We start from the raw sequence: 9,076 nt of genomic DNA, 5'->3' as shown, positions 1-9,076 counted from the left end.
GCCAAGTAACAAACACAATCCAGTAACAACGAGGCGCTCGGGCTTAAACACCCCGGTGAACTCGACTACTTCTTCCCCAGATTGGTTGTAGCGCCCCCAAGCGATACAACACCCCCTTTATGCCTGATGACCATAGCGAGTTGGTCCCACCCCTTCCCATCCCGAACAGGACCGTGAAACGACTCCACGCCAATGATAGTGCGGATACCCGTGTGAAAGTAGGTAATCGTCAGGCTCCTCATGCGCTGCATTGCATCGCAGCTAAACAAAAACCCCACCCCATAAAGGTGGGGTTTTTGCGTTCCTGAACCCTTCCTCCTACTCCCACTTCCCATCTCAACGCTTCCACATCCTTCAACACGCGATGCAGCTCCACCATGAACAACCCATTGAACACCCACTGCAGCGGACTAGCGGCGCGGCGACTTCAGCGGAGATACACTGCCGATTTGCGACGCTTCAACAGAGACACACTCTGCGTGAACCAAATCAAAACACTCTCGATCGCGCGGCGAAGCGGAGCTCCTAAAATAAAACGCTGATTCGACAGCTAGAACAACCCCGTCGCTACAAACAAAATGCGCCCACTTCAGCAAAGTGGACGCATCGGCGTTCAACGCGATTTAACTTATTCAGCGCGTCGCTTGATCTCCCCCAATCGCCAGAAATTTTTCCGCGAGCCGAACCCAATACGTCGATCCGACGGACAACAACGCGTCGTTGAAATCGTAGCTTGCGTTGTGAAGTGTGCAGGGCCCTAAGCCGTGTCCAGTTTCACGATGCGACCCTTCGCCATTTCCCAAAAACGCATAGCAGCCTGGTTTCGCGAGCAGCATGAAAGCGAAGTCCTCGGCGCCCATCGTAGGTTCGACGGAAGCATTAACGTGCTCCTTTCCCACTACCTCCGCCATCACCGACGCCGCGAAGCGCGTCTGCTCAGCGTCGTTGATCGTGGGCGGATAGTTGCGATGAAAGTCGATGGAAACGTCGCACTCGTATGCCGCAGCAGTTGCCTCCGCAATCGTCCGCATCCGGTGCTCGATCAAATCAAGTGTCTCGACCGTAAACGTTCGAACCGTACCACCGAGCCAGGCGTCATCGGGGACAACGTTCGACGCATCTCCAGCATGGATCTGCGTGATTGAAAGAACGGCGGTGTCAATGGGCTTCTTGCTACGCGTGATGATCCCTTGCAGCCCGTTGGCGATCTGAACTGCCGTGAAAACCGGGTCGCGACCGCTGTGCGGTAACGCTGCGTGTGAGCCAATGCCCTTGATATTGATGCGAAATTCATTGCTCGATGCCATGATCGGACCTGGCGTGACCCCGAAGTAGCCCGCGGGCATGCCCGGCCAGTTGTGGATGCCGAACACGGCATCCACGGGAAATTGTTCGAATAGCCCGTCCTCTATCATCGCCTTTGCGCCCGCGCCACCTTCCTCGGCCGGCTGGAAGATGAACACGATGGTGCCGTCGAACTTGCCGTGCTCAGCCAGATGTTTTGCCGCCCCCAGCAACATGGCGGTATGACCGTCGTGTCCACATGCGTGCATGCGTCCTTCATTTTGCGATCGATGTCCGAACGTATTGATTTCGGCGATCGGCAATGCGTCCATGTCGGCGCGCAGACCCACGCATCGCTTACCGGAACCACGTTTCAGCACCCCGACCACCCCGGTCTTTCCCATCCCGCGATGGACTTCCAAGCCCCATCGTTCGAGGTTTTCGGCGACCAGCTTTGCTGTGCCAACTTCTTCATAACGCAACTCGGGATGCGCGTGGATCGTTCGTCGCAGCGCTTTGATTTCCTCGTGCGACGCTTCGATTTCTGGAATCAGATTCATGAAACTGGCCTCTGTCTGAAAAGATTAACGTTGCGCGTGCTTTCGTCCGTGTCGATAGCACCATTCTACGCCCGCGATTATTTATCGAAGCGCGAGACGGTGAGGGCCGGTCAACCGTAATAAAATCGTGCTATCTGTCCGCTTTTTGCACATTCCCACCGGATATCCGCGTGAACGCTCCCGCCGAATTCGCTCGTGCTGTTTGTCCGCACGATTGTCCAGACACCTGCGCGATGCGCGTCACCGTGAAGGACGGCCGCGCCATCAAGGTGACTGGCGACCCCGATCATCCGCCCACACAAGGCGTGCTTTGCACGAAGGTGTCGCGCTATGCCGAACGAACTCACCATCAGGATCGATTGCTTACGCCGATGCGTCGGGTTGGTCCGAAAGGAGAGGGCCGGTTCGAAGCGGTGAGCTGGGATGAAGCGCTGACATTTGCTGCTGAGCGCCTGAATGAAATCGCGGCCCGCGCGCCCGAAGCCATCTTGCCTTACAGCTACGCTGGCACGATGGGCTTGGTGCAAGGCGAGAGCATCGCTGCGCGTTTCTTCAATGTACTCGGCGCTTCGCGCCTGGACCGCACTATCTGCGCTGCTGCCGGCGCCGCGGGCTTGCGCTACACGTACGGCGGCAGTCTCGGCATGCATACCGAGTATTTCGAGGAAAGCGAATTGATCCTGATCTGGGGATCGAATTCGATCGCATCGAATCTGCACTTCTGGACGCGCGCGCAGGAAGCCAAGCGCCGCGGCGCGCGGTTGATTGCCATCGATCCTTATCGCTCGCTGACGGCTGAAAAATGCCATCAGCACATTGCGTTGAAACCGGGCACGGACGGCGCGCTGGCGCTCGGCATGATCAACGTGATGATTGGCGAAGGGCTGATCGATCAGGCGTACATCGACGCCTACACGCTCGGCTTCAATGAACTCACAGCACGCGCCGAAAGTTATCCGCCGGCCCGTGTTGCGCAAATATGCGGGATCGAAGAGCAGGTTGTGATCGATCTCGCGCGGGCTTTCGGATCGACGAAAAAAGCGTCTATACGCCTCAACTACGGTATGCAGCGCGTGCGAGGCGGTGGCAATGCGGTTCGCGCGATTGCGTGTCTGCCTTCGCTCACGGGCGCCTGGCGCGAGCGATCGGGGGGCTTGCTGCTATCGTCGTCGAGTTGGGCGCCGGTCGATACCAACGCGCTCGAACGGCCGGACTTGTTGCCCGGATGGCCGTCTAAACTGCCGCGCATGGTGAACATGAATGCTATCGGAGACGCGTTGCTGCACGCCGGCGACGCCAGCTTCGGCCCGAAAGTCGAAGCGCTGATCGTCTACAACTCGAACCCGGTCGCAGTCGCCCCGGATTCCGTGAAGGTAGCGGCAGGGTTCGCGCGTGAGGATCTGTTCACTATCGTGCTCGAACATTTCCAGACCGACACCGCCGACTACGCCGACCTCATCCTCCCGGCGACCACGCAGTTAGAGCATCTCGATGCCCACAAGTCATACGGCCACACGCACGTGATGGCGAACTTGCCGGCCATCGCTCCTGTGGGCGAGTCGCGCGCCAACACGGAGATTTTCCGCGGGCTGGCCAGGGCGATGGGGCTGACGCATCCGGCGCTATTTGAAAGCGATGAAGAGCTGGCATCGAAGGCATTCTGCTGGGACGATCCCGCGCTGGCCGGCGTGACCTGGGACACGCTGAAGACAAAGGGCTGGGCGCAGCTCAAGCTGGCGGAGGCGCCGTTCGCCGAAGGCGGTTTCCAAACGCCATCGGGGAAATGCGAATTTTTTAGTGAGCGTTTGCAACGTGCAGGGTTGGAGCCGGTGCCCGATTACCTGCCGCCGTACGAATCGGCCGAGTACGCGCCGGCACTCGCCGCGCGTTATCCGCTCGCAATGATCTCACCGCCCGCGCGCAATTTCCTCAACAGCAGCTTCGTCAATGTTGAAAGCCTGCGATCGACGGAGGGTGAACCGCATCTCGACATGCATCCCGCCGATGCCCACGCTCGTCAAATCACCGAAGGCGAACTGGTGCGCGTATTCAACGATCGCGGTTCGATGCAGGCGCGCGTGCGGGTGACCGATCGCGCGCGTGAGGGCGTAGTGGTGGGGCTATCGGTATGGTGGAAGAAACTCGCGCCAGATGGCCGCAACGCCAACCAGGTAACGAGCCAGGCGTTGACCGATCTGGGTGGGTCAGCCACATTTTATGACTGTCTCGTGGAGGTCGAGGCAGCTTATTGAGTCGGGAAACGAGTTGAGCAAGAGTGCATGGAAGCCAGCAGGCGTAAGGGGAAGCACGAGCCGGTGAGATTGGAAGCTGGCGTCTAACCCGGTTGTCGGAATGCGATCGAGCGGCTACGATGCGCTACGGACAATTTTCGCACGACCATTCTAAAATCATACAAAGGAGACGCCGTATGGAAAAAATTTGGCTGAAGTCCTATCCGGCAGGCGTGCCCCAGGAAATCGATGAAACTCGGTACAACTCGCTTTCCGACCTGCTGGATGAGAGTTTTCGCGAACATCGCAGCAAACCCGCGTTTGTCTGCATGGGCAAGGCGATCACTTATGGCGAACTCGACACGCTGTCTAGTCGGCTAGCCGCGTGGTTGCAGTCGCGAGGGCTCAAGACCGGCGCACGCGTCGCGATCATGATGCCGAACGTGCTGCAGTACCCGGTCGCGATTGCCGCCATTCTGCGCGCGGGTTATATCGTGGTGAACGTGAATCCGCTCTACACGCCGCGTGAACTCGAGCATCAGTTGAGGGATTCCGGAGCCGAGGCTATCGTCGTGCTCGAGAACTTCGCGCATACCGTGCAGGCCGTCGCGAAAAACACCGCGATCAAGCACGTGGTGGTTGCGTCGATGGGCGACCTGATGGGCGCGAAAGGCGTGATCGTCAACTTCGTCGTGCGGCGTGTGAAGAAGTTGGTGCCGGCGTGGACGCTCCCCGGCCATGTGAGTTTCAACGCAGCCCTTCGACACGGTGCACGCGAAACGCTCAAACCCATCAAGCAAGGTCCCGACGACATCGCTTTTCTCCAGTACACCGGTGGTACGACAGGGGTAGCGAAGGGCGCGATGCTGTTGCATCGGAACCTGATTGCGAACGTCTTGCAGTCCGAAGTCTGGCTCGAGCCCGGACGCAAGAACCGGCCGGACATCGACCAGTTCGTGACCGTCGTGGCGCTGCCGCTTTATCACATCTTCGCGCTGACCGTCTGCGGCTTCCTGACCCTTCGTACGGGTGGCATGGGCATCCTGATTCCGAATCCGCGCGATATCCCGGGCACGATCAAGGAGCTCAAAGGCTTCCAGATAAACACTTTTCCGGCCGTGAACACCCTGTACAACGCGCTGCTGAACAATCCCGAATTCGCCAAGCTCGATTTTTCCAAGCTGATCGCGGCGAACGGTGGTGGCATGGCCGTGCAGGAAGCTGTGGCGAAGCGATGGTTCGAGACGACGGGTTCACCGATCATCGAAGGTTACGGGTTGTCCGAAACATCTCCGTGCGTGACGTGCAATCCTGTGACTGCAACCGAATACACCGGCACGATTGGCTTGCCGTTCCCCTCGACCGAACTCGCCATCCGCGACGACGACAACAATGACATGCCGCTCGGCCAGCCCGGTGAGATCTGCATTCGCGGTCCACAGGTGATGGCGGGCTACTGGAACCGTCCGGATGAGACGGCGAAAGTGATGACCACCGACGGTTTCTTCAAGTCGGGTGACGTCGGCATCATGGACGAGCGGGGATACGTGAAGATCGTGGACCGCAAGAAGGACATGATCCTGGTGTCGGGCTTCAACGTGTACCCGAATGAGATCGAGGATGTGGTGGCGAAGCTTCCGGGCGTCTTCGAAGTGGCGGCCGTCGGCGTGAAGGATGCGACCTCGGGCGAAGCGGTCAAACTGTTTGTCGTTCGCCGCGATCCGCATTTGACCGAAGCCGATGTGATGGCATTCTGTAAGGAACGGTTGACGGGCTACAAGCGGCCGCGCGTGATTGAGTTCCGGACGGAGTTGCCGAAGAGTAATGTCGGCAAGATACTGCGTAGGGAGTTGCGCGACGGCAACGCCTGAGCACTGATCAGCGCCAAAGAGCGAAATAAACAGCAGGCCTTCGCATCGCAAGATGCGGAGGCTTTTTTTCGCCGTATGCGCGCTGAAGCTGGCTGGTTCAGCCGGAGTCAGCACGAAAAAAAGGCGCCCGAAGGCGCCTTTCAAGACAACTGTTTTTATTACAACTTATTAGAACTTGTGACGGATGCCGACAATAGCAGCGACCTGGTTCGCGGTCGACGATGCCGACAAACCGTTGATCTGCGCCGTAGCCGTGGCATTGAGCGAGTTCGTGCCCGATGCGTGCTGATAGATTCCGTCAACATACAGGTCGGTACGCTTCGACAGGAAGTAGTCCGCGCCCAAGACACCTTGATGGATCTTTTCGTTGGCGATGCTATATGCCTTCGTGTAGTCGTACGCTGCGCCGAGCAGCAACGCCGGGGTCAACTGATACTTGAAGTTCAGTTCGGCGTTGTGGAACTTGGCGTTGCCCGAGACAGCACGCGCTCCTGCGACAGCGGTCTGCCCAAGATCCTTGAACTGCGTGTTGCTGTACGTTGCGCCGACAGTTGCCGGGCCGAACGTGTAAGCACCGCCCGCGGAGAGCACTTGCTGCGTCTTAGCCGATGCAAAGCCCGAGTAAACTTGCGAACCCGTCATGTTCGAAGCCGTTGCGCTCGACGACGAATTGTTGCCGAAGAACGAGTAGTTCGGGTTCTTGACGTTGAAGTAACCTGCGCCCAACACCAACGGACCTTGCGCATAGCCGAGACCGGCCGAGAAAATCTGGTTGCGGTTGAACTGACCAGCAACGCCGCCTAGGCTGTACAAGCCACCGAACGTGATGCCGCTGTAGTTCGCGCTTGCGTACTTGATCGAGTTATTCACTCGATTCGTGTTGTTCATGTTGTCCAGGTCGCCCGGGTGCGCAGCGTAGAACGTCGCCCACTGGCTACCGACTTCCAACGCGCCGGTGTAGTCCACCACGGAGTCGTATTGACGACCGAGGGTAACCGTACCGAACTGGCTCGACAGGCCAACGTAAGCTTGGCGGCCGAATTCGTCACCGCCTTGACCCAGCTTGCCGCTAAACGCGTTAAAGCCGTTTTCCAACACGAACAGTGCCTTCAGGCCACCGCCCAGATCTTCCGTACCACGCAGGCCCCAGCGATCGCCTTGCAGGTTACCGGCGCTCGTTTCGTAGAGCTTGTGACCACCGATATTGTTCGCATAAGCGAGACCTGCATCGACAATACCGTACAGCGTCACGCTGCTCTGAGCGTGTGCAGCACCCGCGAACGTACCTAGCGCAGCCAGAGCGAGAAGCGACTTTTTCATTGATGATCTCCAGAGTGTTGAAACTGTTTGGCAAGGTCACTGTTCTTAGCGCCAGTGTGTTGACGTCCCCGCCGGTACTTCAAAATTGAAGTTGAACGTAATGTAACAAAGAGACTTTTAGTGACAAAGGAAAAGCGGCCCCTTCGTTTGCCTCGTGTGACGTTTACGCAACATGCGGTAAAATCAGGCTTTCCGGCTTATTTGCGACCCGTATTTGCCCTAATTACACGTTTTGCAGAGTAGGTAATTTGTTAGTTGGACGATCGGTCTCCGTCCGTGCAAGATCGCTCAGGAGATCGAAACAGGAGTTATGAAATGACACTCGATGAACTGATTTCTGAGTTCGATCGTGGACTACGGTCAATGACCGGCGTATCCCGCATGTCACGCCCCACACCGGAAGCGCCTCCGGTTCAGGTAGGCAGTGCCGAGTCGCCCGCCGACGAAGTGGATACAACACTGAGCGCGGAAGAGAGGGCACATTCTGCGGCGTTGATGCGCGTGAATCACGTTGGCGAGGTGTGCGCACAGGCGCTGTATCAGGCGCAAAAACTTGCGACCAAGTCGACCTCATTAAAGCGCGGTTTCGAGGAAGCGGCGCGTGAGGAAGAAGATCACCTGGCGTGGACCATGAAACGTTTGCGCGACCTCGACTCGCGGCCCAGTCTGCTCAACCCCTTGTGGTACACCGGGTCGCTGGCGTTGGGGTTTATTGCCGGAAGGTTTGGCGATCGCGTCAGTCTCGGGTTCATGGCGGAAACTGAACGGCAGGTAGAGAAGCACCTGAACAGCCACCTGACGAGTCTGCCTGCGAACGACCACGCATCACGCGCGATCGTCGAGCAAATGCGCACCGATGAAGCCGCGCATGCCGTCGCGGCCATTGACGCGGGCGGCGTCGAACTGCCGTTCCCAGTGCGTGCGCTGATGCGCGCGACATCGAAGGTCATGACCCGCACGGCGTACTATATTTAAGCAATCGCGCCTCTCGCCGACTCCGGCGAGAGGCGTTCTCACTTCTCTGCAGTTTTCTGCGTCCCATCTGACCCGCAATTCCTCGTTCAAGCCTTCGAGGAACAAAATTCTCCCTGGTCTTTTGCCCGTCATCTCACGTACTACCTTCACATTCGCCACTACATCATTCATTCATAACGCTTTTCAAAATTTCACCCTACTTTAGCGGTCTGCGCTAAGTCATTGTTCTAACAAACAAATTTAGTCAAAAAATGCCAGATCGTATTGACCGGTGAAATGCCTTCCTCTACAGTGGGAAATGGTGTGAGAAAGTGTATTTTTGTGTGATTCAACGAGCACTTTCAGGCATATTTCAACAAAGTTGTGACGCGCCGCTGTGGCGCGAAGAGGAGAGGGCGAGTGTTCCAAGGGGCTTCGGCGCTGTCGCTCGATGCGAAAGGACGGATGTCTGTCCCGTCTCGCTATCGCGAAGCGCTGCAAGGACAGGCAGAAGGCCGGGTTACGCTCACTAAGAGCCCGGATGGATGCCTGTTGCTCTTTCCACGCCCTGAGTGGGAAATCTTTCGCTCGAAAATCGCTGCACTCCCTATGGACGCAATCTGGGTTCGCCGGATCTATCTCGGCAACGCCATGGATGTCGAGCTCGATAGCGCTGGACGGGTATTGGTATCGCCGGAATTACGCGCGGCGGCATCGCTGGCAAAAGAAGTGACGCTGCTCGGCATGGGTAACTACCTGGAAGTGTGGGACGCGGTGACTTACACCGAGAAGGAAAAAGCGGCAATGGCGCAAGGCATGCCCGACGCGCTCAAGAGTTTTACGTTTTGACGCGGCG

General features: G+C 57.8%; 6 protein-coding genes and 1 rRNA gene. 5 read left to right on the top strand and 2 right to left on the bottom strand.

Features of this window, described 5'->3' with window-relative positions; all coding sequences use genetic code 11:
* The first annotated feature begins 122 nt into the window (after positions 1-122).
* A 5S ribosomal RNA gene (gene rrf, locus BSU04_RS21385) occupies positions 123-235 on the top strand.
* A gap of 397 nt (positions 236-632) precedes the next feature.
* On the opposite strand, the gene BSU04_RS21380 is transcribed toward rrf, so the two are convergent.
* Positions 633-1,844: a M20 aminoacylase family protein gene (locus BSU04_RS21380; protein ID WP_089162483.1), complete on the bottom strand. Its 1,212-nt coding sequence runs from the start codon at positions 1,842-1,844 to the stop codon at positions 633-635.
* A gap of 170 nt (positions 1,845-2,014) precedes the next feature.
* Here BSU04_RS21380 and BSU04_RS21375 point away from each other — a divergent pair, with 170 nt between their 5' ends.
* Entirely contained in the window at positions 2,015-4,096 is a 2,082-nt protein-coding gene (locus BSU04_RS21375; RefSeq protein ID WP_089162482.1) for a molybdopterin-containing oxidoreductase family protein, read from the top strand.
* Between the two features lie 176 nt (positions 4,097-4,272).
* Complete coding sequence (locus tag BSU04_RS21370) at positions 4,273-5,946, top strand: long-chain fatty acid--CoA ligase (protein ID WP_089162481.1); 1,674 nt, start codon at positions 4,273-4,275, stop codon at positions 5,944-5,946.
* A 168-nt stretch (positions 5,947-6,114) separates the two neighbouring features.
* Here the strand turns inward: BSU04_RS21370 and BSU04_RS21365 are convergent, their stop codons facing one another.
* On the bottom strand, positions 6,115-7,266 hold the full coding sequence (locus BSU04_RS21365) for a porin (protein WP_089162480.1): 1,152 nt from the start codon (positions 7,264-7,266) through the stop codon (positions 6,115-6,117).
* A gap of 315 nt (positions 7,267-7,581) precedes the next feature.
* Between BSU04_RS21365 and coq7 the strand changes: the two genes are divergently transcribed.
* Positions 7,582-8,241, top strand: coding sequence for a 2-polyprenyl-3-methyl-6-methoxy-1,4-benzoquinone monooxygenase (gene coq7, locus BSU04_RS21360; RefSeq protein ID WP_089162479.1), 660 nt, complete (start codon positions 7,582-7,584; stop codon positions 8,239-8,241).
* 399 nt (positions 8,242-8,640) lie between these two features.
* Positions 8,641-9,069, top strand: coding sequence for a division/cell wall cluster transcriptional repressor MraZ (gene mraZ, locus BSU04_RS21355; RefSeq protein ID WP_089162478.1), 429 nt, complete (start codon positions 8,641-8,643; stop codon positions 9,067-9,069).
* Positions 9,070-9,076: the final 7 nt, after the last annotated feature.

This window comes from Caballeronia sordidicola, from assembly GCF_002220365.1.
GTDB lineage: Bacteria > Pseudomonadota > Gammaproteobacteria > Burkholderiales > Burkholderiaceae > Caballeronia > Caballeronia sordidicola_C.
The sequence above is the reverse complement of the archived record's forward strand: the minus strand, read 5'-3'. Positions and strand labels throughout refer to the sequence as shown.